The organism is Bacillus tianshenii (assembly GCA_020524525.2).
In the GTDB taxonomy this organism is placed as follows: Bacteria; Bacillota; Bacilli; order Bacillales; family Bacillaceae_N; genus Bacillus_AV.
In genome coordinates this window covers 3,493,117-3,517,707 of record CP129018.1, presented here as the reverse complement: position 1 = coordinate 3,517,707, position 24,591 = coordinate 3,493,117, and the positions used below count along the sequence as shown (strand labels likewise).

Here is a 24,591-nt window from a genome sequence, read left to right as displayed (position 1 = left end):
ATGAAAACAAAAACGCTAAATGAACTAGCAAAAACGATACGAAGTAAAAATGCCGGGACCGATAAAATTACGTTTGATATTATCTTCAAAGAAAAAGAAACATACGAAATGGTGAAGAACAGCAGCTCAATTAACCGAGAGTCAATAGCCGCCCTTTACAATATAGAAGAAGAACTCATTACAGATTTTGTTGAATTTGATCCAGCCAACGCGATTAAATTTACAATTCGTCGCTTTGCTCCAAGTGGCGACCCAGGAGAAGGTGATATCTTCGGGTCCCAGCAATACCCACCTCTTCTTGATATCGAAGTACCAGTTCAGTAGAAAAGCACTAACCTTCTTACTAGGCCAGTTACGTCATCACTTGATTTAACTGGCTTTACTACTATCTTTTATGTAAACAAAACATTTTTTGGAGGGATTACGATGAATAATGTCGTAGAGTTAAAGAAAGACCATCTTCAAAAATACAATGGCTTTGAAGTGAAAGAACACCCTGAGCATGACCGTCTGTATCAAATTGAGTTTCAGAAAGAAGCCATTCAAGCTTTCATTGAAGGAACACAAAACTATAGCAGCGAAAGCCTTGAATATGTCCCATATACACGCTTTCTCGTTGCTGAACAATTATTGAAAGCAACAGGTCCAGAGCTGCAGAACACATTACGCAGTATTCTGAATGATCGAGCAACAGGCGGGTTTACAACTGGTGTGCAAGACATTACGGAAGATCCTGAGGATTACATTAAATTATCTACAGCCCTAACCCACCTTATCGGCACACCAAACTTTGATGCGATGACAGGGACCTTCTATGCTCGCTTTACTGTCAAACATACGGATGACAGTGATTCTTACCTTCGTCAAGCATACCGTTTATTCACTCTTCATACAGATGGCACGTTTGTAGAACAGCAAACAGATTGGCTGCTAATGATGAAATTTGCCGAAGAAAATGCAGTTGGCGGAAGATCAAGGTTACTTCACCTTGATGACTGGGAAGAGCTTAATAAGTTTTACAAACACCCCCTAGCGAAATATAAGTTTAAATATCAAGCACCGCCAAGTAAGAATGTTTCCAAAACCGTGTATCGCCAAACATTCTTCGAACAAAATAACGCACCATGTATGTGCTTTATTGATCAGTTCGCTTTTCCAGAAACAATTGAACAAGCAAAATACTTACAAGAGATGTCTGACTCTCTCGAAAATGATTCATCAACCATTGGACTTGAACTTCCTCCTGGCGATCTCGTTATGCTGAATAATACCTTTTGGATGCATGGAAGAGAAGCATTTGAACGAAATCCGAACTTGCACCGCGAATTACTGCGCCAGAGAGGAAGCTTCGCCAAGTAAGGAGGATTCCCCATGTACGATTATTTAATTATTGGAGGCGGAATTGTTGGGCTTTCAACTGGAATGGCCTTAACACGTCGTTATCCGAATGCAAGAATTGCAATTATTGAAAAAGAAAAAGGGCTTGCCGCCCACCAAACAGGCCGAAACAGTGGTGTAATCCACTCTGGTATCTACTATAAGCCCGGGAGCTTCAAGGCAAAGTTCGCTAAGGCCGGAAGCCGTTCTATGGCTGAATTTTGTAAGAAACATGATATTACCCATGACATCTGTGGGAAAGTGATTGTCGCAACCAACCAAGACGAAATCGAACGCTTAGATAACCTCTATGAACGTGGACTGCAAAATGGGCTTGATATTACGAAGATTAACCAAGAGGAGCTTCATGAAATTGAACCCCATGTGAATGGTCTAGCTGGAATTAAAGTACCAAGCACAGGGATTGTTGATTATAAAGAGGTAACTGAGAAATTCGCTGAAATTATTCAAGAAAATGATAACGAAATATTCACCAACTCAGAAGTGAAAAACATTGATGAACGCAGTGATCGCGTTATTGTTGAAACATCAAATGGAACATTCCAAGGTAACTTTCTAATTAATTGTGCCGGGCTTCACAGTGATCGGATTACTAAGCTTGCCGGGATCCATACAAATGTAAAGATCGTTCCTTTCCGTGGCGAGTATTACGAATTAACACCTGAAAAAAGATACCTTGTGAAAAATTTAATCTACCCTGTTCCAAACCCTGACTTCCCATTCTTAGGGGTTCACTTCACAAGAATGATTGATGGGAACATTCATGTTGGTCCAAATGCGGTACTTAGTATGAAGCGGGAAGGCTATAAGAAAACTCAATTTAACCTGCGCGATCTTGCTGAAACACTCAGTTACCCCGCCTTTTGGAAGCTTGCTGGAAGCAATATGAAAGAAGGCTTAAATGAAATGGCCCGCTCCTTCAATAAGTCTTTGTTCGTAAAGAACCTGCAGCAGCTTATTCCTGAAGTTGAAGAAAAAGATATCGTTCCTTCTGAAGCAGGCGTACGGGCACAAGCGCTCATGAGTGATGGAAAGCTGCTCGATGATTTCATGATGATCCCAGGGAAGCGTTCCCTTCATGTATGTAACGCACCTTCCCCTGCTGCTACAGCATCAATTGAGATCGGGAAAGCAATTGTTGACCGTATCCCGGCGAAGGACCCTGTTTCTACCCGTTAACCGGAACAAAAAGTCGCTATCATAGCGGCTTTTTTTGTTTTATCAAGTTCTATGTTATAATTCGGAAAATTATAGCAAGGAGGGGCAGTACGATGGAGCAACACATCCAAAACAAAATATCAATCACAAATACTCATAAGCTAGGTGTCCTTTTCTTAATCACATCTGCTCTTCTTACGGGTGCAAACCAAGTGTACTATGCGAAGAAAGTTCAACAAGTTGAGCCGCTTCATTTTACGTTTTTTAGCTTCTTTCTCTGTATGATAACCTTTCAAGCTATTAACCTTCGCTCAAAAAAGCGAGTGTCTCTTTTGCACAAAGACCTCGTCTACTTGAACTTAAGCACTGCGCTTGCATTTATGAGCTTCTATACTGCCCTTAAATATATCGAACCTGCAATTGTCAGTGCTCTCGAGATGGGGTTAGGACCGCTTTTCACTCTTATCTTTTCGATATGGCTTTACCCAAGCAAACGTTCTAGTATACAAGAATACATATTGAGCACGGTTACATTAATAGGCAGTTTATTCTTATATTGGACAACTATAAGCGGGCATTCGGGGCTTGGACACTTACCCTTTGAGGACATTACAAAAGGGATCGCTGCAGCTGTATGCTGCGGAGCAGGTGCAGTACTTGCAGCTATTTATTCGAAACGACTAAGCAATTCTGGCTGGAATGCAACAAAGATTATGGCGCATCGCTTTTATGCCATTGTCGTTTTATCAGGTATATGGGGCATTACCACTCTTCCTACCTCCATTCTCAATAACTTTCAATGGATGCTTCTAGTAAGTATTGCCGGCGTCATTATTCCGCTCTACTTGTTACAGCTTGGCATTCAATATTGCGAGCCGCTAGTTGTCATTATGAGTATATGCTTTGTTCCTGTATTCACCTTCTTCTTTCAACTATTCGATGTACGTCTGGAGCTATCACTCTCCACCCTGCTTGGAATTCTCGTTCTAACATCTACAGCTGGATTTAGTATGGTAAAAAAATAAACGCATGCCACCAAGGCATGCGTTCTTATCGTTTCCGGTTAAACCGATCAACAAATCGTTTATGATCATATTCTCTGTGCAAGAACTCACGTGTTTCAAATTGAAAAAAGTTCCCGATCGCTAACGCTGCTAGCATTACAACAAATCCAACTCCAAACGCGGCATTATAATTGCCCATAAAGAACAGAATGATCGACACGAGAATTAATCCGACAAAAATAAATGCGATAATATTTTTCATTTGATCGCTCCAAACATAAAGGTCGTATATTCCCATTTTAATACAAGGTACAAAAAAATCAAAATTGCTTTTGCTCTCTTATCCGATTAAACTAAGGTTATCTTACAAAAGGAGTGGTGTTTTATGAATGTAGCTCAAATTGTCATCCCAAACACTTGGAGGAATTCTCGCTCTTAATGAATTTCATCATGTGATTGAGGATTCCTCCGCTATTCGATTGATTATCATACTAGGAGGAATCAAATTGAACATCACTGAACTCGGCTGGTCTTCTACTTTCGAAGAAGACTATCAATTAAAGAAACAAGATGACGCTTGCTATCCTGCAAGAGTTATCGGACAAGGTACGGATATTTATAAGCTTTATACGGAGCATGGTGAAACAACAGCGAAGCTTTCTGGAAAGTTCTATTATAATACTTTCGTGAAAAGTGAATTGCCTGCTGTTGGCGATTGGGTTATTGCAAAGGGTGACCCGAACGATTCTATCGTCATCCATGAACTTCTGGCTCGCAAAAGCTGTTTTTCTCGCAAAGTTCCTGGAAAAGTACATGAAGAACAAATTGTTGCTGCCAATATTGATACTGTTTTTCTTGTTAATGCTTTGAACAAAGACTTCAACTTACGAAGAATAGAACGTTATTTGACTTTGACATGGGAAAGTGGTGCGAACCCAGTCATTATTTTAAATAAAGCTGATTTGTGCGATGAAATTGAAGAAAAGCTGCAAAGCGTTGAGAGTATTGCTTTAGGAGTTCCCACTCATGTGATTAGCAGTACGATAGGAAACGGCTTTGATGAAATTCAACAATATTTTACAACAGGGCAAACTGTTGCATTGCTCGGTTCATCAGGAGTCGGAAAGTCTACCTTAACAAACCGACTGCTCGGCAATGCTCAGCAAATGGTTAATACAATTCGTGGCCAGGATGATAAAGGCCGGCATACAACAACTTCCCGAGACCTTATTCTGCTTGAGCACGGCATGATCATTGATACACCTGGCATGCGCGAGCTTCAGCTTTGGGGCAGTGAATCATCACTTTCTGGCACATTCCAAGACATTGAAGAGCTTGCTGAAGCATGCCATTTTCGTGATTGTCAACATCAGAACGAACCAAAATGTGCTGTAAAGCAAGCCATACAGAATGGTGACTTAACGGAAGAAAGATTCCAAAGCTATATCAAGCTGCAAAAGGAACTTGCCTATCTCGCCGACCCTGAACAGTATAATCGTAGAAAAGCTGCTTTAGGAAAGAAATATAGACAAATAGCTAAAGAAATTCGAAAGAAGAACTAACTCCCTAACCTACAAGAAGGCTGGTACAGAAAATGTACCAGCCTTCTTGTACGTAAAAGAAAAAATCACCAAAAGATTGGTGACCTCAATTTATACTATATTCAAAATTAGGGGGGGTATTAAGTATTTTCTCCATTTCACCCTTCTTTAAACCTAAATTTAGTAATTTTACAAAAAATATTCTAAAAGGCCGCATCAATGTGCAGCCTCCTCTTCTTTATTCCACAATTGTCGTTATATGTGCAACATCATTTCGTGGCAGTTGTCTTGGCGTTTCTTCTGGATATCCCAGGGCAACAACCATATTGACTGTTTTACCTTCATCAATATTCAAATACTCTTTCAACTGCTGTTCGGCAAGCAGGACAGGCCCAGTCATCGGACATGTACCTAAACCCTTTGCGTGTGCTGCTAGCATAAGGTTTTGCACAGCTAAACAACTGCTTTTGATGCCTTCTTCACGCCATACTTCTTCAGATACGAATTGAATTGGTTCAAAGATCTTCTCTCTGAACTTTGATGTATATGGAGTTGCTAAGCAGATAACCAAAGCAGGCGCATTGGAGAACGCCGTAGCATACGGACCAAATGATTTCGTCAGCAGTCTTGCTGGCTTCTTATGTCCTTGTTCCATCGCAATTTCAGCTCTCTTATGAAGAGCATCCCATGTCATCTCTTCAATCTCTTTTATTTTTTGCTTATTTTTCACCACGACAAATTCCCACGTTTGGGAGTTTGTATCACTTGGTGCATATCGAGCGCAATCAATTAATTCAAGTATATCCTCGTTACTTACTTCTTTATCTTGATAGTTTCGAATACTTCTTCTTCCTAATACAATCTCTTTAAAAGCATTATAATCCACTGTACTTTCCTCCTGCGAATGTCATTCCATTTCTCATCTTGTTTGACTATATCATATTTTTTATCATTTCGAATGAAAATTGAAGGCCACTCGTTTGGCAGCCTTCAACTTTTTTACTATTTTATTATTTTTTCTACTTCCTTCATAATTTCAGCGATAAGCTCGCTTGCTGTCACATCTTTTGCCAGCCTTGGACTTTGTCCAGACCAAAGCGACATGTATTCTTTGTTCGATTGACTACCTGATTCTTTGCGAATCCCTTTTGTAAGCGTATTTTGGATTGGATATGGCGGAACATTCCCTGCAAAGTCCTCCATATATGTAATAAAGCGATTTTGAATGCCGCGAGCATGCTTTCCAGAAAAAGCAGTTGTTAAGACTGGCTCCACTTCTTCTGCTTCTAAGATAGCCTGCTTGTGAACCGGCTTTGCACCGCTTTCCTTACATGTTAGAAATGCGGTACCTAATTGCGCACCTTTTGCTCCTAAGCAAAGCGCGGCGCTAACCCCTCTTCCGTCCATAATACCGCCTGCTGCAATTACAGGAATACTCACGGCATCGGCAACCTGTGGTACTAATGACATTAATCCGACTAGACTTTCTGACGTACTTCTTAGGAAATTTCCTCGGTGTCCACCAGCTTCACTGCCTTGCACAACTACTGCATCGAGTCCTAATCTTTCGACTTGAATCGCTTCTTCTACAGTTGTTGCCGTCCCAATGACATACGTGCCTTGCTCCTTTAATTGGTCAACAGCTTCTTTCGGTGGTAACCCGAATGTAAATGAACATACAGCGATCCCCTCATCTAACAACACTTGAAGCTGCTGTTCAAACTTCGATGCTACATCGATCTTTGGCACGTTCTCTTGCATATTTAATTCGTCACGGAGAGGCTTCATATACTCAAATACAGTTTCAACCTCTTGATCGATTACCTCTGGTGTTTCAGCAATAAATAAATTAATGCCAAATGGCTTGTCTGTCAGCTTCTTCACATCTCGAATCTGTTCACGAATCGCATCGGCGCTCATATAGCCTGCACCAATATTACCAAGTCCACCTGCATTAGAGACAGCTGCGACTAATTCTGATGTCGTCATGCCTCCAGCCATCGGTGCCTGAATAATCGGATAATTTACACCAAGCTTCTCTACTAACTGATTCTTTTCCACAGCACACACCCCTTTGCCTTTCCCTCTATCATACTGAATTTCCAGCAAAAAATCAGGCTCTACAGATGTAGAACCTGATTGATTATGTTAATCTTCAAGAATTTCGATATATCCTTTACTTCCATTTACACGAATTCGCTGCCCTTCTTTAATCTCTTTCGTTGCTCCTTCTACTCCAACAACTGCTGGAATCCCATATTCCCTTGCAACGACTGCTCCGTGTGTCATCATACCGCCAACCTCTGTCACTAGTGCTTTTGCAGATTGAAACAGTGGCGTCCAACCAGGATCTGTATGTGGAGCTACTAGAATATCTCCCTTTTCTAAGCTCGCTTCTTCAGCCCGAAGTACAATACGTGCTCTTCCTTCAACAATACCAGCTGAAACAGGCGTCCCAACGTATGACCCTGGTGGCGCTTCAATATCTTTTCGATCTCCCGTCACCACTTCACCTTCACTTGTCATCACACGAGGGGGAATTAGCTTCTGATTCCATTTATGCTGCTCTCTTCGTTCTTGAATTAGTTGCTGTGGCTTTTGCAAGCTTCCTTCAATAAGCTGGGCCAGCTCTTCCAAATTAAAGTAATACACTTCATCACACTGAGAGATAATTCCCTTCGCTACAAGCTTATCTGCTTCTTCTTTAATTGCTTCCTTATAAAGGTCGAACAGCTGAATCAGCAGGAACTTCGGATGCTCACGCAAACCACCTAAATCCATATACATTTGAATCCATCGCTTTAATGATTTTGCTTTATGCTTTCCGCCTCTCATACTACGAACTTCGGTGATAAACGATTCAGCCGCTTCTTCCGCTTCTTGCTGATTTGCCTTCAACCGCCTTCGGTGCTCGCCAGGCTCTACAGATTTGATATGACCTAAGATAGAAGAAACAATTAATGTCGGCTTCTCCCTCCAGCGAGGTAATGTCAAATCAATTTCACCAGCACAACGCATTCCATACCGCTCCATAAATTCATGAAAAGCAGCCGCAAATCGTTCCGAACCTTCAACCTCAGCTACCTGCTCGTAGAAGCTGTCATCTTTCGCTTGTTCAAGGTAGGCAATCAATGCTTTGTTTTCCCGGGCAATATCTGCTAAATCGCCAATCTGCATTCCCATCTCACTTGTTACATTTCCTCGTAAGCCTTTGCTGATCGTATGATAAATCTCTTCATTGCCCAGCCATTCCTTCGCCCGCTTCTTAACAACAAATCCTGAAATAAACCCTGCATATAAATAATGAACAACATGATGAAAAAGAAATGTAAAGGTATGGCCAAGGTCCTGTTGAATGAACCGAATACGTGCAGCTCCGTTTACTTCTGAGAGAGCTTGCTTACTAGCTGCCAGTCGTTCTTTCATGGCGTCATTAATTTCGGACACAGCTGTATCTAAATCTTTGAACCAAAGATTACGAATGATTTTTGTTCCAACTGGTAATAGCTTGCTTACTTTCTTAAATGTTTGCGGATTAGCATGCTTTTTCTTGAAATCAGGTCGATTTGTTACTTCCGCTAGCGCTCGAGCAATACGGTCATCCGCATTTCTTATAATCTTCGGAAATACTTGTCGTGGTCCTTTAAGGCGAAGCAGCTCAGATGGGTCGATGTATAACCTTCCTCCTGCAATTAACATCACCTTGCTTTCAAGCTGAGGTTCCTCTTTCCCAAATGGAAAGACCGTCCGCCATACAGACAGGGCTAGCGGCTTCATCGCATGTGTCATCATTTGCGGATGCCCAAATGAAAAGAACACTTTCAAGGGGTCCATTGCAACGTCAGGAAGTGGAAAGAGCGATGTAATCGGTCTGCTTTGCACAATGTACAACGTTCCCTTTTCTAGACAAAATTCAATATCCTGCGGCTTTCCAAAATGCTTCTCAATCTCTCGTCCTAACTTAGCCGCATTTATAATTTGTTCATGTGTCATCACTTGTTGTCCTTGCTGCTCAAGTGATAACCTTCTCGTTTTTGTTCCGCCTTCTGGCAAAGAATAAATAGCGATCTCTTTTCTGCCAATTTGTTTTGTTATGATTTCACCGTCTTTTACTTTATATAAATCAGCTGTCACTTGTCCGGATACAATCGCTTCCCCTAAACCAAAGCTTGCATCAATGGAAGTAACTTTACGATTACCTGTAACAGGGTCGGAACTGAACAGGATACCTGATATTTCTGGCTTAACCATTCGCTGCACAACGACAGACAGATAAACATCCTTATGATTGAAACCATTCTTCGTACGGTACGAAATGGCCCGGTCTGTAAAAAGCGATGCCCAGCACTTTCGAACATGCATAAGCAAGCTTTCTTCTCCTTTTATATTCAAGTAGGTATCTTGCTGTCCAGCAAATGAAGCGGTTGGCAAATCTTCAGCAGTTGCACTAGAACGTACGGCATATGTGTATTGCTCACCTGCTTCATACCAAGTTGAAACAATCTGTTCCCGCAATTGTTCTGGAATACGTAATGACGTTAAATGCTCTCTTATTTCACGTCCGATTGTTTGAAGTGCTGTATAGTCGTCGCTTTGAAGCGCGTTTAACTGTGCAAAGTAGTCATCCATTTTGTCACTCGTTTGAATGAAAGCTTTGAACGCTCTCGTTGTAATACAGAAGCCTGTTGGAATTGGGAAACCTGCTCGCGCCATCTCACCTAGGTTTGCCCCCTTCCCACCTACAATCGCCAAATCATCTTTTGAAATCTCATTGAAAGAAAGAGTATATCGTTTTGTCTTCATTTCTTTCACCTCACGATTTATTTAGACAACTTTCTGTTGAAAAAGCAACACTATGTTGTATAAAATTATAGCAAGCTCATTTACAAATACAACCAACAAAAATCATTATTCTGTTGGCAAAACAACACAGAAGGAAATTTTGTTGCTCTTCCTAAACAAAACAAACAAAGCAGGTGAATCTGTTGGAAAAATCCTTAGACCCGAGAATCAAACGAACACGCGGTTATTTAAGAAAGGCTTTGATTGAACTAATAAATGAAAAAGGCTTTGAAGGGATTACAGTGAAGGACCTTACAGAGCGAGCAGAGATTAACCGAGCCACATTTTATCAGCATTACAAGGATAAATATGATTTGCTGGAGCAGAGCATGGATGAAATTATCGAAGCACTTGTCGAAACGGTTTTACCAGAGTCATTTGAAGAAATCTTTATGAATATGCAGTCACTTGAACGATTATTTGAGCGTTTGTTTACGTATGTAGCTGAACACGCAGACTTCTATAAAGTCATGCTCGGAGACAGAGGAATCCCTGCTTTCCGAAATAAGTTGCTGCTGTTAATCCGTTCAAATTTAAACAAAGTTCTAGCATCACTTGAAATGACCGAAGATGCTCTCGACATTCCGAAAGATATTCTTCTGTACTACGTTTCTTCTGCGAATTTGGGATTGTTGGAATCTTGGCTGAAGCAAGACATGCCTTATTCTCCAACATATATGGCGAGGCAAATTACACGATTAACAACACTCGGTCCTCTTAAAGCAGCAGGTATTATGTGATTCGTTTTGTTCGCTTTTTCGATAAGCGATCACGTAAAATGAAATTATCAGAATTTATTTGAAAGGGGATTTTCGTACATGGCTTTATCAGGCTTTTCCTTTGCAAGAGGTGCAGTTCTCCAAGTATTGAATGCAGCTAAAGAAGAACAAGTGGACCAAGTTCCAGAAGGGTTTAACAACTCGATTCGCTGGAATGCCGGGCATGTAATTGTTATCGCAGAAAGTGTGTTATCTCATTCAGAGGCATACAACAAGGTGATGCCAGAACAATTCAGAGAATACTTCGGTATGGGAACTTCCCCTGCTGATTGGAAATATGACCCGCCAACTGTAGAAGAAATTGAAGAAGTTTCGACCAAACAGCTTCAATCCATTCAAGAATTACTAAAAGAACAAACAGAACTTACAAAACCATTTGAAATTCGCGGAACAAGCTTTACGAAGTTAAATGATGTACTAGCTTTCCTTTCCTTCCATGAAGGCATGCACTTTACAACAATGAAAACATACTTAGGGCTTACGAAATAAGACCATTAGAAAAGGAGCGGCCTTGAACCGCTCCTTTATTTCTTCCACATCGATTTCATTTTATAGATTTGCAGTGATTTTATCTTCACACTGCCCTCTAATGCATAGATTTCAAGTCCATTGCTCTTATCAGAAGGGAAGATTCGATTTGTCATCACCTTCTGGCCGTTATTTGCAAACAGCTCTACAGAAGAACGGTCAACATATAAATGAAGCTTCACTGTGTTCCCTTCCATTGGCGGGGCAGGTGCCCGGTACACACCTGCAAACTCAGGGTGAAAATCCGTTTTCCCTGACCGAACTCGATCAGTGAAAATTAATTGATTCCGGTTGTCATACCCTACAATCGTTTCCTCACTCTTTCCTTGGTGTATACGAAAGCCAAACTCCTTCGCATCCCCAAGCTCAAATTCCGCTACGATTTCATACGTTTCTTCATTGAAGTCTGACATTGGCATTTTTTCATTTAACTGTTTGTTCTTCGTTTCGTAGACAAGCTCGCCGCGAAGCTTCTTCATTTCTTCAACAGGCTGCTGTACTAATTGTACCTTCCCATTTGTATCTTTCAAGGAAACCTCCCTCGGAATGGACATTGCTCCTTTCCAAGGCTGGACAGGTAAATCAGCAGCATATTGCCAATTGCTCATCCATGCGAGCCAAATCGGATTCCCTTCTTTATTATTGAATGATTGGGCAGCATAGAAGTCTTTGCCGTAATCGACCCAATTAATTTCGTCATTCTCTTGTTCAGATATGAATTCTTTACCATTGAATTCACCAATGAAATATTGACCACCAGAGCCTCCTGCAACACTGCCTGGGTTCATATCAACCTGCAGAATCCACTTCTTATCGTTCTCGTTCCCATCTACAGGAAGGTGAAACAGCTCAGGTGTTTCCCACACGCCTCCTTGAGCTCCTTTTCCTTCGCCAAACTCGCTTAAATAATTCCAATCAACAAGGTTCTTGGAGCCATAGAACATGATTTTTTTACCAGCCGCAAGCAGCATGACCCATTGCTTTGACTCCTCATGCCATACAACTTTTGGATCGCGGAAATCCTTAATACCTGGATTCGGGATAACTGGATTGCCTTCATGCTTCTTCCATGTCTTCCCTTCATCAGTACTATAAGCAATTCGCTGATCCTGCGTATCTCCTGCACTTGTATAAAACGCAATCAGCCCTTCCCCTTCTTCCGGAAACAGCCCACTTGCATTCTTCTTATCAACGACGACACTTCCGGAAAAAATCATTCCATGCTCGTCTGGCTTGAGGGCAACAGGCTGTTCCTTCCAATGCACGAGATCCTCACTCACCGCGTGACCCCAGCTCATATTCCCAAATTCATTGCCCTTTGGATTATGCTGATAAAACAAATGATATTTACCTTTGTAATAAACCATACCATTTGGGTCATTCATCCAATTCTTTCTTGGTGTGTAGTGAAATTGCGGACGTGATGATTGATTATAATCTGCAGGAATAACTTGAACCTTTTCTTCCTTTTGATTAGGTTTTGCCTTCTCCTCAGACTTGCTATTTATAAGCTGATAAAGGACCACTGCCATTATCAGTACACTGCTAATAGCGAGTAGAATAATTGTTTGCTTCTTCATGATGTTCTTTTCCTCCACTCTTTCATTCTTCCACCATATTGCTACCCATACAGATAACAAGTCAAACTGAAAGCTCAGTGGTTTATTTAAAAAAGAAAAAGGGGAAAATTTCTATAACTTTGTATTGAAATGAGGTAGACATCATGAAGCTTCGCTTAATTCTTTTATTTGTAGTCATTTACGGGTTGTATACAATTAGCGGCTTTCTGTTTCCAGTCGACCGTGATTGGTATGATGCGCTGAATAAGCCTGCATGGACACCATCTGGAAGCACAATTGGCATCATTTGGGGCATTCTCTTTGCATGTATCGCACTTGCTGGGGCACTTGTCTACCAGAAAGAAAAGTTCAGCAAGCAAGTGCAGACATTTTGGGCCGTTCTTTCTTTCAACTATATCGTTAATCAATTATTCATCTTCTTTCAATTTGAGATGAAAGACTTGCTTCTAGCAACCATTGACTGCGTTCTTGTTGCGCTAAGTGCCCTGCTGTTAATCTTTCTCGCTAAGAAACATTCGAGAGTGGCATCATTCTTATTTGTTCCATATTTTCTTTGGGCGTCTTTTGCAACTGTTCTATCTTATCTAATCTATACGATGAATAATTGAGCCGATACAAGGTCAATTATTCATCTTTCTCATCACATTCAAAGCAAAGAAGCTTGCCGTCTTCTTTGACTCCATTTAAAAAACCATCTAAACAAAAGATTTCTTTCCCACATTGTTCACACTTCCCTACTAATTCGCGCAAATCTATCCCTCCTATTGCTGATTATTTAACCACTCTTGCAAAACAACCGCTTGGTTATGCTCGCGGTCTTTCGCTGCATATAGTAATGTAACCCGCTCTTCCTTACTCATTTGAAGCAGTTCCTCTAACTTTTCATGTTTTTCGTCTTCTTGTAATTCGTCTAAATACTTTTGTTTGAACTCATCAAACTTATCTTGGTCATGTCCAAACCATTTTCTTAATTCACTGCTTGGGGCGAGCTCTTTCATCCATTGGTCTAAGTGCGCATCTTCCTTCGAAACACCGCGCGGCCAAATCCCATCTACTAAAATACGTTTCCCATCAGCATTCGCTTTCTCCTCATAAATTCGGCGAACTCGTACTTGCGGCATATCCATCCTCCTTAATAAAAAATAATTCTTGACTGCTTGTTCACCTAACTCTATACTATAATTAATTTCATACTTCATCCTTTTTATAAAGGGGAGTAGCTCTACAGCAAAGTCGTCATTTCGGGAAGAAATTCCTCGGCTTTGTTGGCAACGATACAAGTTGTTTGCGAGACCTTTACTGCTGGTAAGGGTTTTTTATATGTCCAACATGACCTTTACCAATCGGTAGAGGTCATTTTTTATTTCTAGAAAGCGAGTGATCGGTGTTGTAGAATGAATCGTTTCTTAATAATTAAAAAAATTTAATTTTAAGGAGAAACGATTTTCGTTGTTAAGAAAGCTTTTCTTTGCTATTGCTTTTATGGTCACAATCCAAAACCATTATCAAACAATCATGACAGCTGAACTGAATAACCCGCCTCGCATTCAGGTTTCAGCAGGTGCGGTTTCTGTGCAAACTACTAATAACATGTCCTTTCAAAAATAAGGAGGAAAAAACGATGATTCGTCTTTTTAAACGAATTCGCTTAATCTTCAATATTAAAAAGTTTCTACCATTTCTATTTGAATTCTTCGTTTCAAAGAAGGTAAGCCTATCGAAAAAAGCAGTATCGATCTTGTTCATTGTCGGGTACTTTTGGCTGCCATTTGATATTATTCCAGACTTCTTAGCAGTCCTTGGTATTCTTGATGATGTGACGATCCTTATGCTCGTTCTGCAGCAAATCATTAAGCTGGCTCCGATAGAATTAAGAGAAAAGCATGGATTATTAGAAGATTAACGAAAGAAGCCGTGTCACGAATCTGTGATACGGCTACTCTGCTTCCTTTAGCTTCAAGAGCTTATCATCTGTTTCATCAGGTGTACCGCGTCCATCAGTATTATTCGTTATAAAGTAAACCCCTGATTCCGTGGCAAGTGCATCACGAATTCGACCAAAGCCATCTACAACGACCGCCTGCTTCTTTTCTTGCGGATCGAAGCGACGTAATGCTTCACCTCGCAGACTTGCAAAATAAAAATTCCCTTTCTGATACGTCATACCAGAAGGCGCCCAAGATGGTTTACCTGAATGAATAAGCGGGCTTTCCATATCAGGAGCTGTTTCATCACCTTGGATAACCGGCCAACCATAATTTTTACCTGGCTGCAGTAAATTAATTTCGTCATATCCACTTGGGCCATGCTCAGTCGCGTATAATTCACCATCTTCATTCCACGCAAGGCCTTGCGGATTGCGATGACCATATGTAAAGACATATGATTCTGGGAACGGATTATCATTCGGAATCGAACCATCCAGATTAATTCGTAATACTTTTCCAGAAAGGCTATCCAAATCTTGAGCTGATTCCGGTACGGTAGCATCTCCTGTCGTCGCATACAGCTTCCCATCCGGTCCGATTTCAAGACGACCTCCTTGGTGAAATTGCCCACCAGGAATCTGATCAATGATCACACCTGTCTCTACCCAAGCCTCTTCACTTTCTTTGATTTTCACAATCCGTTGAAAGACATCGCTATTCTCACGGTAAGAATAATAAGCAAATGCTTCTTTCGTTTCTACGAAGTCAGGCGGCAGAGCTAAGCCAAGTAAGCCTGCTTCCGGCTGATCAGATAGTGATTTTTCAAGCTTTACATCCTTTCGGTTCATCTTTCCGTCTTTTACAGACACAATGGAACCGACTCGCTCACTAATATAAAACGTGTCATCGATATGGACTATTTCCCACGGAATACGTAAATTTTCTGCGACAACTTCAACATCAGTTGTTGATTCCGTTTGCTTGAATGTTTCCTCATTTGGAGCTTCTTTCTGTTGTTCATTCCCGCAAGCAGCCAACACAACCATACACATTCCGATAATAAAAAGAACTCGCGGCACTTCATTCCCTCATTTCACTTTATGGTACAAAAACTTCTATTCGACGGGGTAACACATCTAAGGTAAGTGGCATTCTATCACCAATTTCCCCATCAACATTTGCAACTAAGTCATTTGTTGAGGAAATTTTAACTGAAGATGTCGTGAAGTAATCAACATCTTTCTGGTTTTTCAATTCTCCTCTTACAAGCGCTGCTGCAAGGAGTGGAACATTTGCCACTGTAATATTTTTAATCACAAAGCAATGCAGCTTTCCATCGTTCACTTCTGCATCTGGTGATAATTCCTCGAACCCACCTACTGAGTTCGTCAATACGGCGATAAAATGCCATGCTTCCCCAACCCACTCACCATCATCATACTGAATGTTAAAATCATATAAATCTCTTTTCGTAAAGGCTTTCACCCCTTCGGCAAAATAAGCAAACGGGCCAAGCTTTGTCTTCTGTTCAACCGTTACTTGAGATGTCGCTTGTGCAATTGCCCCTGATGCGACAATATTCATAAAATAGTGATCGTTCACTTTGCCAAGGTCGATTTTCTTCGTACGATGACCTTGTAACAGTTCAATTGCCGCTTCAGGTTCGAATGGAATATGCAATGCTCGAGCAATATCATTCATCGTACCCATAGGGATAATCCCAAGGGTTGGCCGATGTTCTTGCCCTGCCATTCCATTAATCGTTTCATTTAATGTGCCATCTCCTCCCATTGAAACAACGACATCATATTTCTCCAAGCATGCTTCTTGGCAAAATTTCGTAGCATCTAACTCTTGTGCTGTTTCAAATGTATTGACTTGATAGCCATTCGACCATAGTACTTCTTCAATTTGTTCTACATATTCTCCTGCTTGCTCTTTACCAGAAGAAGGGTTCACAATAATCATCGCTCTCTGCATAACGCCACACTCCTATTAATAGGTCTAAGTAACTTTACCCAATTCTTGTTAGACCTGAAACAAATCTCATGCGGTTAGTTTACCCGTTCCCCGTTAATGGAATAATCTCTCTAGAAGGAAAAGGAGTTGATAAGGTGGAAAATTTTGACCTAATCGTAATCGGAACCGGTCCTGCTGGGACACTCGCTGCAAATAAGTGTGCAAAAGCAGGCTGGGACGTCGCGATCATTGAAGAACGTGAATACGGAGGTACATGTGCGCTACGAGGCTGTATCCCTAAGAAAGTATTAGTTCATGTGACGGAATTTATTGAAGGTGTTAATCGGTTGAAAGGGCTCGGAATTGAAGGGGATATTAAGATAAATTGGCAGGACTTAATGAAGTTCAAAAAAACATTTACAGACGATGTCCCTGAGAAGAAAGAACAAAGCTTCAACAAAAAAGGCATTACAACCTTCCACGGAACTGCACAGTTTATAAGCGAAGACAGTGTGGCAGTGAATGATGAAACATTAACTGGAAAGCATATTTTAATCGCCACAGGTGCAAGCCCGACAAAGCTGCCAATTGACGGAGTTGAATACTTAACGTACAGTGACCAATTTCTAGAACTTGATGGACTCCCAAACGAGATTGTATTCATTGGCGGGGGTTATATTTCCTTTGAATTTGCCCATATTGCTGCTCGTGCTGGAGCGAATGTTCACATCATTCATCGCAACGACCGACCTTTGAAACAATTTGAACAGGAAATGGTCGAGAAGCTTATTGAACATTCCGAAGAGCTTGGAATTAAGATTCACCTTTCAACAGAAGTACAAGCAATTAAAGAAGATTCAGGCCGCTACCTTGTTTCAACAGAAAAAGACGAAAAGCAGTCTGAGCTTTCTTGTGACCTCGTTGTGCATGGTGCTGGGCGAACGCCGAATATTGAAAGATTGAACCTCGAAGCAGCAAATGTGAAGTATGACAAGAAAGGCATTGAAGTGAACCAGTATATGCAGAGTATAAGCAATTCACGTGTATATGGTGCAGGTGATGTGACAGCTACTGAAGGCGGAGCATTAACTCCCGTTGCCGCGATGGAATCATACTCAGTGATTTCGAACTTATTAGAAGGTAACAACCGCACACCAACCGAAGAAATTGTTCCGTCCTGCACCTTTACTCTGCCAAAGCTTGCTTCTGTCGGACTCTCAGAAGAAGAAGCAACAAAGCAAGGCTATAAGTTTAAAACTAATAACTACGACACAAGTAAGTGGTTTACGTACCGACAAACGAACCAAAAAAATACGGCAGCAAAAATCTTAATTGAAGAAGGAACAGGCAAAATTTTAGGCGCACACTTACTAAGTGATGAAGCAGATGAACTTATTAATCATTTTGCTGCCGCTATGCAATGCAACCTGACAACAAGTGACGTAAAGAAAAACCTCTACGTCTATCCAACATCTGCATCAGATTTAGGTTATATGTTGTAAATGGAGCCCAGTGTGACGGACTCACGCTGGGTTTTTCAACGATTTTCTTCATAATATGATTTTGACATTGCTTTTCTTTCAATTGCACGCTGCGGGCTTACTAAGAAGATTGGAGCCAAGAAAAAGAAAAACAGAATGAAGGTTCTATTCCCCATTCCTTATCCACGTACATAATGACTTTGCACAAATTCCCCTAACCGTTTGCTTTCAACCAATGACCATTTCCCTTCTGGAATGCATTCACGGAACAGTGGAATTCCATTTCCAAGAATCACCGGGGCAGTCGTCAAGATTAATTCATCAACTAAATCGTCCGCCATAAATGCTTCCACAATTCCCGCTCCACCTACTAGCCAAATATTCTTTCCTTGCTTCTGTTTCAGCTTCTCCATAAACAACGCCACATTTTCATTCGTAAACGTTACATTCGAGTCGACCCGCTGCTCTGTGTAAGAGAAAACATAGCTTTCCTTATCAGCGTGCGGATATTGATTGTTCGTTAGCTCCAATAGATGATCATATGTTTTTCTTCCCATGATGAGGGTATCAATCGTCTCATAAAAGGCTGCAAACCCGTTATCCCCTTCGCCTTGTACTGCTTCCAGCCAACTAATATCACCATTGGGGCGTGCAATATAACCGTCCAAGCTTGTGGCAATGAATAGTACAACCTGCCGTGTCATGTCACCAACTCCTTCAAAACAGAACACCGTCCGAATCATTCGAACGGTGTTCGTGTTCTTTATTTCTTAAAGATATTGCTAATTCCTTCAATCACACCATTAATGAAATCAAGAATTCCTTGCCAGAAACCTTCATCTCCTGCTACTTCTTCAATCTTCTTCTTAATATCTGAAGAAAGGTCTTCAAGCTGTGTCTTCACTTTATTAAAGTCAATATCCAACTCACGCATTTTATCAAATAAATCAATGAGAAGCTGACGGTCTTCCGGGCTTAGTTCAATATTGAATGCCTTCAGTTCTTCTTCAACAATCTTTTGAACCTCTTCTTTTGTAACAGGCTGTTGGTCAGCCATCTCCGACTTAATGGCCGTAATCAGCTCACTCGCCTTTTCCTTATCGAGGCCTTCCTTCTTTGCTAAGTCTGTTACAACATTCAATTCTTCATTCGCAACTTCTAGGCGATCTTTGTTCAGTTCCTCGCCGCCGCTTGCTTCATATGCTTTGTAGATTCCTGTCAGTGCCGAATGCCCAGTTACCTTAACAGGTGAAACGACATCGACTTGAGCCCCTTCAATTCCCGCAGTTAACAACGCGTTCTTGTACATTTCATTTGTTACTTCTGTTATATTCTCAGGGGTTACTTGGTTAATTACCAACCCTTCGCTCTTATCTTTTCTCGTAATCTTTGCTGAGGAGAACATTCGTGAATTAGCGTCTCCATCAATATAAGTCGCCGCATCAGTTCCTGTTACCGTAATTTCTTTGATGTTATTGTCCCCATTTATTTCAAGGATTCTTTGTACTTCTTCTTTCTGCTCAGCCGTTAAGTTACCGCCATAGACGACAATCGGCGGGCCGAACTTTTCATTGATTACTTCTTCTTCCCCGCTAGCAGCTTGCCCAATTCTTGTCATACCAAAGCCTACGATTAACACTGCAACGAACAGTAACTTGCTTATTCGCTTAAACATGTTTTTTCTTCTCCTTTGTTGTAGAACTTCACTACTAACATATTTCGAAAGCAACATCTCTATTATAGCTTGTTTTTGAAATTGGCAGCATTTATTTCTCTTTTCGGCTGCTCATCCGATATGGCAACAACTGAAACAAGCGATTCCCTTGGTGCTTCGTCGTTTGAAAATCCTTATATTTATGCACAAATTCCTTGCAAGGGTTCGCTTTCCCCGTTAGCACTTTGATTTTCTTAATCGAATCAAGCGGTGTTTCCTCTTTATTTGATAGAATTTCACAATAGATATTCAAGTGAAGCTGATCGCCTAACCATCTATTAATCTGCTTCGGAGACATAAACGGATGATATTCTTGCCCAGTATAAAAGGAAAGCAACAAATACAACTGATAATCGACTTTCATGAAATCCATAAATAGATGCTTTTCCGATAGATCTTTCATTTGAAGCATTCGCGTATATAATTGATTGGCTTGGTTATAAAAGTGGAGAAGCTTACGTTCCATGTATTGATAGCTTTCTTCGAAATAAAACTTCTGTTCCACCCCAACCGCATGAATCTCAAACATATAATAGCCTCGATAATCCCGATAAATGTTCTCTGTCTTATACATCCGGTATAGGTCAATCTCCTGGTACTTGCGATGCTGTCTTAGTTCATTGATTGAAAGAGAGAAATGCGCGTTATTGTTTTCCATCCATCCACCTACTCCGCCATTAATTATTCATTTTTTACCATATTATAAGGTGGATGGCAATTAAGAACAACCAAAAGAAGCTTTCACCTTTAAAATACAAAGAGGAAAGCTTCCTTCTTATGCTTTATCCTAACTCAACTTGCTCTACCTGCTCGTTCATGTCCTTCTGCAATTGCTTTCGAACTTTCTTTATCTCCTTCTTAGAAAGGTCCACTTCTTTCTGGAGGTTATCCAATTGCTTCAGCCAGTCTCTTAAATCGTTAATTTTGCCAAATTTACGTTGGAAGCGCTTATAATATTTTGCTTTTTTCTTATAATTTTTATCTTTCAACTTGTTCAAATAATGATAGGTATAACGCAATTTCTTTGATTCGATCCGAACCGCATGCAGTGCTTTCATTGCACGCTTTGTATGACGACCTTCCTTCTCAATAACCTTCTCATATTCTTTCACAAGCGACTCAAAGACCTGTTCGTATTCATCCAGCCGCTCACCGATATCAATTGCTAGCACATAGCCTCGCAATTCCTCCTGCAAAAACCGCTCCCAGTCAGTAGAAAACTCTTCATTAATGATGCCCGGCAAGTTCTTTGCAAGCTTCTTCCGAGGTTTCTTACGTTGCTTTTGTGCCGCTTCCGCAAAAGATTGATAAGCATGTCCGTTCTTTTCTCGTTCCGCTGCTTTCGAAAATTCGTGAATAAATACATCCAGCTCCCGTACTTTACCGAGCTGCTTATGTGCCTGCTTGATTCGTTCTAATACTGGATGACTTGCTGGTACACGTAAGAACTTCAAGAGTGCCGACATCCGACGTCCTTTCACCCTCGCCTGATGCACATCTTCCATATCCTCAAACGACAAGCTTTGCTCGCAATACGTTGTATATTGGTTCATCACTTTATCTAGAAGCAAAGCCCACTCATCGACGGTCCTATCATTCCCTAGCCCTAAGCACTCTTCACAAACATAGCCTTGCTTCACACCAAGCAACATCTCCCTTGCCCCGCAAATCGCACACTGAGGAAGATGCTCACGTATAATCACACGCTTATTCTTCACGACAAATTCAACCTGATTCACATCCTCCCAACCAAGCTGCTTACGAAGCTCCGCCGGAATGATAAACCGCCCTTCATCATCCAATACCTTCTCATACTCATAAGAACCATTATCCTTAGCTACAAAAACACCGATTCCCTTTCCATCATCCTCCCGCTCAATTGCAAGAGATTTCCCATCAAGCCCTAACACTTCCCGTACTTCTTTCGGAATAACAACCCTTCCCGTATCCTCCAACTGCCTTATTGGTTCACTGCTCATATAAGTCACTCCATTTGAGGTTTTAGTAGGGTTTTCCCTGGATTTGGGGGTTGTTAACATGTGGGAATGAATTTAATTTGGTTTAAACCTCGGCCATTGATTGTAACCAATAGCAGGATTATTAGAATTATAATGCTTTATGTACTCTACTTCTTTAAGATTAACTTCTTTATCAGTAGCTGTTTCTGACTCCCACAGGATTTCTTTAGTAATAGTAAAACTGTTTCTTTCTTCCCTTGAAAAATCCTGTTCTATCAACTTACTGCTTGCACTTCCAAAATAATTTATACTATCTGTTGAATCTTTTCCAATATAAATCTTACCGTTTGGATAAGTAATTTTATATATTACTTTCATCTGTTTATTGTAGCCTCCTGATATTACCTTTAAAGGTCAAATAATTTCTAAAAAACACCCACGTTAGTTACAACAAATGTAATTAACGTGGGTGTTTTAAATGTTTTTAAGTTGTGTACAAAAGCCTATTCTTTATAATCCTACTCCACCGTCACACTCTTAGCCAAATTACGCGGCTTATCCACGTCACAATTACGATGCAGGGCTGCATAGTAAGAGATAAGCTGGAATGGTACGACTGACAGTAGTGGTGTCAGGACGTCGTGGACTTTCGGGATTACGAAGCGGTCGCTTTCGTCTTCTAAGCCTTTCATGCTGATGACGCATGCGCTTGCGCCGCGGGCTTCGACTTCTTTGACGTTGCCGCGGATGCTTAGGTTGACGCTTTCTTGTGTGGCAAGGGCGATGACTGGCGTGCCTTTTTCGATTAGGGCGATTGTGCCGTGCTTTAGTTCACCGCCAGCGAAGCCTTCCGCTTGGATATAGGAAATTTCTTTAAGCTTTAACGCACCTTCAAGGCCGACATAATAGTCGATTCCGCGGCCGATGAAGAAGCAGTTTCTTGTTGTTGATAAATATTCACGGGCGATGAATTCCATTTCATCTTTTTGGTCACAAAGAGCTTCCATCGCATTTGCAACGATGCTGAGTTCTTGGATTGGATCGAAATCAAGTTCAAGGCCTTTTGCACGTGCTGTATCCACTGCAAGGATTGCAAGAACTGCAAGCTGTGCAGTGTATGCTTTCGTAGAAGCAACAGCAATCTCAGGGCCTGCATGAAGTGGCAGCGTGCAATCCGCTTCACGTGAAAGAGTTGAACCTGGCACGTTTGTAATCGTTAGTGCCTTATGACCAAGCTTCTTCGTCTGTACAAGTACGCTGCGGCTGTCTGCTGTTTCACCACTTTGAGAAATATAGACAAATAGTGGCTTTTCAGAAAGCAACGGCATGTTGTATGAGAATTCGCTTGCCACATGCACTTCAACTGGTACTTTTGCAAACTTTTCGATGAACTGCTTTCCAATTAATCCGGCATGGTAGCTCGTTCCGCACGCAATAATGTAGATACGGTCTGCGTCCTGCATTGCATCACGGACATCTTGAGAAAGCTTTAAGTTGCCATTGTCATCCTGGTATTCTTGAATAATCTTACGCATAACAAGTGGCTGCTCATCGATTTCTTTTAGCATAAAGTGGTCGTATGTGCCTTTTTCGATATCATTTTCGTCCAATTCACAAGTAAATGGTGCACGTTCCATGACTTCACCATCAAGGTTTTGAATTGTGATACTATCGCGTGTAACGGTTAGCATTTCTTCATCCATTAGTTCAATGAACTGGTCTGTTACTTGAAGCATTGCCATTGAATCACTTGCTACAACATTGAATTTGTCGCCTTTCCCTGCTAGCAATGGGCTCTTATTCTTAGCCGCATAGATTGTATCAGGGTTCTCAGCGTCCAATAATGCAATTGCATAAGAACCTTTCAGCTCTTTCAATGTTTTTCGGAACGCTTCTTCAACACTATTACCCTCGTTCACGAACGTCTCGATGAGTTGTACGACAATCTCTGTATCTGTTTCACTAGCAAGGCTTACGTGTGATAAGTAGTCAGCACGAAGTCTGCGATAGTTTTCGATTACACCGTTATGAACAATTGTAAAACGAGCTGAATCACTTTGATGTGGATGCGCGTTTCCTTGGCTTGGCGCACCATGTGTTGCCCAACGCGTGTGTCCGATTCCATGCGTAGAAGCAACATTGTCGTCTACAATTGCGCGTAGATCTGCAATTCGTCCCTTTTCTTTATAAACCTCAACACCGTGGTCAGCATGTAACGCGATTCCTGCTGAATCATATCCGCGGTATTCTAATTTTTCCAAACCACGAAGTAAAATTTCTTTCGTATCTTGATGACCAATATATCCTACAATTCCGCACATAATTCTTTCTTCCTCCTAATGTACGGGGCAAGAAAGCCGGGGCCTTCTTTGCCCCGTGAATATATAATTAGTCACCATGTCCCTGCCTTTGTGCAAAGAGTTGCCCCTTTGTTTTAAGCAGGAACTTACGGCTGTGATTGTGCAGCCGGGAGGTATCCGCCGAGACTCGATAAACCTCCTCCTCGTCAACTACTCTTCTTCCGTTCGAAGAATAGCCCAGGCGCTTTAGTTGGAAAAGCTTACACTTTCCTCCTTCCCATTTTTTACTCAATATTAACATTTTACATTAGTTGCTAAATTAGCGTCAATTGATATTTCAACGACATTTACTTTTTCGGCAGGGAATAATTTGTTTTGTCCGTATACACGAGAAAAAATTTTCCTTTTGCTTAGGAAGATC

At 41.1% G+C, this 24,591-nt stretch carries 26 protein-coding genes; 11 read left to right on the top strand and 15 right to left on the bottom strand.

Annotation, left to right across the window (positions count from 1 at the left end):
• From LC040_17775 to LC040_17760, 4 genes are all read left to right on the top strand, one after another.
• Window positions 1-324 (top strand): DUF4387 domain-containing protein, encoded by a 324-nt coding sequence (locus LC040_17775; protein ID WLR51035.1) that lies wholly within the window; start codon window positions 1-3, stop codon window positions 322-324.
• A gap of 102 nt (window positions 325-426) precedes the next feature.
• Window positions 427-1,359 (top strand): glutarate dioxygenase GlaH, encoded by a 933-nt coding sequence (glaH, locus tag LC040_17770; GenBank protein ID WLR51034.1) that lies wholly within the window; start codon window positions 427-429, stop codon window positions 1,357-1,359.
• A gap of 12 nt (window positions 1,360-1,371) precedes the next feature.
• On the top strand, window positions 1,372-2,577 hold the full coding sequence (gene lhgO, locus LC040_17765) for an L-2-hydroxyglutarate oxidase (GenBank protein WLR51033.1): 1,206 nt from the start codon (window positions 1,372-1,374) through the stop codon (window positions 2,575-2,577).
• A gap of 92 nt (window positions 2,578-2,669) precedes the next feature.
• On the top strand, window positions 2,670-3,581 hold the full coding sequence (locus LC040_17760) for a DMT family transporter (protein WLR51032.1): 912 nt from the start codon (window positions 2,670-2,672) through the stop codon (window positions 3,579-3,581).
• A 25-nt stretch (window positions 3,582-3,606) separates the two neighbouring features.
• Here LC040_17760 and LC040_17755 read toward each other — a convergent pair whose 3' ends face one another.
• The gene (locus LC040_17755) at window positions 3,607-3,822 is read right to left on the bottom strand and encodes a hypothetical protein (protein ID WLR51031.1); all 216 of its coding nucleotides are present in this window, start codon (window positions 3,820-3,822) and stop codon (window positions 3,607-3,609) included.
• A 244-nt stretch (window positions 3,823-4,066) separates the two neighbouring features.
• On the opposite strand from LC040_17755, the gene rsgA reads away from it, so the two are divergent.
• Complete coding sequence (rsgA, locus tag LC040_17750) at window positions 4,067-5,122, top strand: ribosome small subunit-dependent GTPase A (GenBank protein ID WLR51030.1); 1,056 nt, start codon at window positions 4,067-4,069, stop codon at window positions 5,120-5,122.
• 217 nt (window positions 5,123-5,339) lie between these two features.
• Here rsgA and LC040_17745 read toward each other — a convergent pair whose 3' ends face one another.
• The 3 genes from LC040_17745 to LC040_17735 all read right to left on the bottom strand — a co-directional run bounded on the left by LC040_17745 (window position 5,340) and on the right by LC040_17735 (window position 9,904).
• A complete protein-coding gene (locus tag LC040_17745) occupies window positions 5,340-5,987 on the bottom strand; it encodes a nitroreductase family protein (protein WLR51029.1) in 648 nt (215 codons plus the stop codon).
• Between the two features lie 116 nt (window positions 5,988-6,103).
• On the bottom strand, window positions 6,104-7,162 hold the full coding sequence (locus LC040_17740; GenBank protein ID WLR51028.1) for a nitronate monooxygenase: 1,059 nt from the start codon (window positions 7,160-7,162) through the stop codon (window positions 6,104-6,106).
• Window positions 7,163-7,249: 87 nt separating this feature from the next.
• On the bottom strand, window positions 7,250-9,904 hold the full coding sequence (locus LC040_17735) for a phosphoenolpyruvate synthase (protein WLR51027.1): 2,655 nt from the start codon (window positions 9,902-9,904) through the stop codon (window positions 7,250-7,252).
• A gap of 173 nt (window positions 9,905-10,077) precedes the next feature.
• On the opposite strand from LC040_17735, the gene LC040_17730 reads away from it, so the two are divergent.
• Both LC040_17730 and LC040_17725 read left to right on the top strand, forming a co-directional pair.
• Window positions 10,078-10,683, top strand: coding sequence for a TetR/AcrR family transcriptional regulator (locus LC040_17730; GenBank protein ID WLR51026.1), 606 nt, complete (start codon window positions 10,078-10,080; stop codon window positions 10,681-10,683).
• 78 nt (window positions 10,684-10,761) lie between these two features.
• Window positions 10,762-11,211, top strand: a complete 450-nt coding sequence (locus tag LC040_17725; protein WLR51025.1) for a DinB family protein — start codon at window positions 10,762-10,764, stop codon at window positions 11,209-11,211.
• Between the two features lie 35 nt (window positions 11,212-11,246).
• Here LC040_17725 and LC040_17720 read toward each other — a convergent pair whose 3' ends face one another.
• The gene (locus LC040_17720; protein ID WLR51024.1) at window positions 11,247-12,830 is read right to left on the bottom strand and encodes a glycoside hydrolase family 32 protein; all 1,584 of its coding nucleotides are present in this window, start codon (window positions 12,828-12,830) and stop codon (window positions 11,247-11,249) included.
• Window positions 12,831-12,973: 143 nt separating this feature from the next.
• Between LC040_17720 and LC040_17715 the strand changes: the two genes are divergently transcribed.
• Complete coding sequence (locus tag LC040_17715) at window positions 12,974-13,438, top strand: tryptophan-rich sensory protein (protein ID WLR51023.1); 465 nt, start codon at window positions 12,974-12,976, stop codon at window positions 13,436-13,438.
• A 16-nt stretch (window positions 13,439-13,454) separates the two neighbouring features.
• Here the strand turns inward: LC040_17715 and LC040_17710 are convergent, their stop codons facing one another.
• Both LC040_17710 and LC040_17705 read right to left on the bottom strand, forming a co-directional pair.
• Complete coding sequence (locus LC040_17710) at window positions 13,455-13,580, bottom strand: hypothetical protein (protein ID WLR51022.1); 126 nt, start codon at window positions 13,578-13,580, stop codon at window positions 13,455-13,457.
• A gap of 11 nt (window positions 13,581-13,591) precedes the next feature.
• Window positions 13,592-13,951: a DUF488 domain-containing protein gene (locus tag LC040_17705; protein WLR51021.1), complete on the bottom strand. Its 360-nt coding sequence runs from the start codon at window positions 13,949-13,951 to the stop codon at window positions 13,592-13,594.
• Window positions 13,952-14,279: 328 nt separating this feature from the next.
• On the opposite strand from LC040_17705, the gene LC040_17700 reads away from it, so the two are divergent.
• Window positions 14,280-14,438: a hypothetical protein gene (locus LC040_17700; GenBank protein WLR51020.1), complete on the top strand. Its 159-nt coding sequence runs from the start codon at window positions 14,280-14,282 to the stop codon at window positions 14,436-14,438.
• A gap of 13 nt (window positions 14,439-14,451) precedes the next feature.
• A complete protein-coding gene (locus LC040_17695) occupies window positions 14,452-14,733 on the top strand; it encodes a DUF1232 domain-containing protein (GenBank protein ID WLR51019.1) in 282 nt (93 codons plus the stop codon).
• Window positions 14,734-14,766: 33 nt separating this feature from the next.
• On the opposite strand, the gene LC040_17690 is transcribed toward LC040_17695, so the two are convergent.
• Both LC040_17690 and LC040_17685 read right to left on the bottom strand, forming a co-directional pair.
• Entirely contained in the window at window positions 14,767-15,837 is a 1,071-nt protein-coding gene (locus tag LC040_17690; protein WLR51018.1) for a PQQ-dependent sugar dehydrogenase, read from the bottom strand.
• A 19-nt stretch (window positions 15,838-15,856) separates the two neighbouring features.
• Entirely contained in the window at window positions 15,857-16,738 is an 882-nt protein-coding gene (locus tag LC040_17685; GenBank protein WLR51017.1) for a diacylglycerol kinase family lipid kinase, read from the bottom strand.
• Window positions 16,739-16,872: 134 nt separating this feature from the next.
• Here LC040_17685 and LC040_17680 point away from each other — a divergent pair, with 134 nt between their 5' ends.
• A complete protein-coding gene (locus tag LC040_17680) occupies window positions 16,873-18,219 on the top strand; it encodes an NAD(P)/FAD-dependent oxidoreductase (GenBank protein WLR51016.1) in 1,347 nt (448 codons plus the stop codon).
• Between the two features lie 158 nt (window positions 18,220-18,377).
• On the opposite strand, the gene LC040_17675 is transcribed toward LC040_17680, so the two are convergent.
• The 6 genes from LC040_17675 to glmS form a co-directional block, all read right to left on the bottom strand.
• Entirely contained in the window at window positions 18,378-18,902 is a 525-nt protein-coding gene (locus LC040_17675) for a dihydrofolate reductase family protein (GenBank protein WLR51015.1), read from the bottom strand.
• Between the two features lie 59 nt (window positions 18,903-18,961).
• Entirely contained in the window at window positions 18,962-19,873 is a 912-nt protein-coding gene (locus LC040_17670) for a DUF1002 domain-containing protein (protein ID WLR51014.1), read from the bottom strand.
• 91 nt (window positions 19,874-19,964) lie between these two features.
• Window positions 19,965-20,570 carry a hypothetical protein gene (locus LC040_17665; protein ID WLR51013.1) on the bottom strand — a complete coding sequence of 202 codons (606 nt, stop codon included), beginning with the start codon at window positions 20,568-20,570 and terminating at the stop codon, window positions 19,965-19,967.
• 124 nt (window positions 20,571-20,694) lie between these two features.
• Window positions 20,695-21,891 (bottom strand): CHAD domain-containing protein, encoded by a 1,197-nt coding sequence (locus LC040_17660; protein WLR51012.1) that lies wholly within the window; start codon window positions 21,889-21,891, stop codon window positions 20,695-20,697.
• A 72-nt stretch (window positions 21,892-21,963) separates the two neighbouring features.
• Window positions 21,964-22,248 (bottom strand): GIY-YIG nuclease family protein, encoded by a 285-nt coding sequence (locus LC040_17655; protein ID WLR51011.1) that lies wholly within the window; start codon window positions 22,246-22,248, stop codon window positions 21,964-21,966.
• A 140-nt stretch (window positions 22,249-22,388) separates the two neighbouring features.
• The gene (gene glmS, locus LC040_17650; protein ID WLR51010.1) at window positions 22,389-24,191 is read right to left on the bottom strand and encodes a glutamine--fructose-6-phosphate transaminase (isomerizing); all 1,803 of its coding nucleotides are present in this window, start codon (window positions 24,189-24,191) and stop codon (window positions 22,389-22,391) included.
• Window positions 24,192-24,591 lie beyond the last annotated feature (400 nt).